At 67.9% G+C, this 449-nt stretch carries 1 protein-coding gene; it reads left to right on the top strand.

Annotated elements, in window-relative coordinates:
- Positions 1 to 449 (top strand): CHAT domain-containing protein (locus tag AACY45_RS28585; RefSeq protein WP_339548827.1); only part of this gene is annotated, 449 nt, incomplete at both ends.

Below are 449 nucleotides of genomic sequence, written 5' to 3'. Positions count from 1 at the left end.
ATCCCGTGTTCAATCCGGCGCTGGAAGCGCCCGCCGAGCGACGCGGCACCGGCGGCAAGGTTGCGGCGCGCAGCATCGCGACGTCGGCCTATAGCGAGTTCTGGCGTGGTGCGGGCGTCGATCGGGCGCGGCTGGCGCAGGCATTGCCGCAGCTTCCCGATACCGCCGACGAGTTGAACGCCGTCGCCCGCGATGTCGGCGCAGCCGATGCCGACATCCATCTCGGCCGCGATGCCAGCGAAACGACGCTCAAGCGTGCGCCGCTCGCTCAATACGGCATCGTCTATTTCGCCACCCACGGCCTCGTCGCCGGCGACATCAAGGGCGTCGGCGAGCCTTCGCTGGCGCTGTCCATTCCCAGTCAGCCGACCGAACTGGACGATGGTCTTCTGACGGCGAGCGAAGTCGCCCAGCTCAAGCTCAATGCGGATTGGGTCGTGCTCTCGGCG

Origin of the sequence: Pseudomonas sp. RA_35y_Pfl2_P32 (genome assembly GCF_963970735.1) — a bacterium.
Taxonomy (GTDB): domain Bacteria; phylum Pseudomonadota; class Gammaproteobacteria; order Pseudomonadales; family Pseudomonadaceae; genus Aquipseudomonas.
The sequence above is the reverse complement of the archived record's forward strand: the minus strand, read 5'-3'. Positions and strand labels throughout refer to the sequence as shown.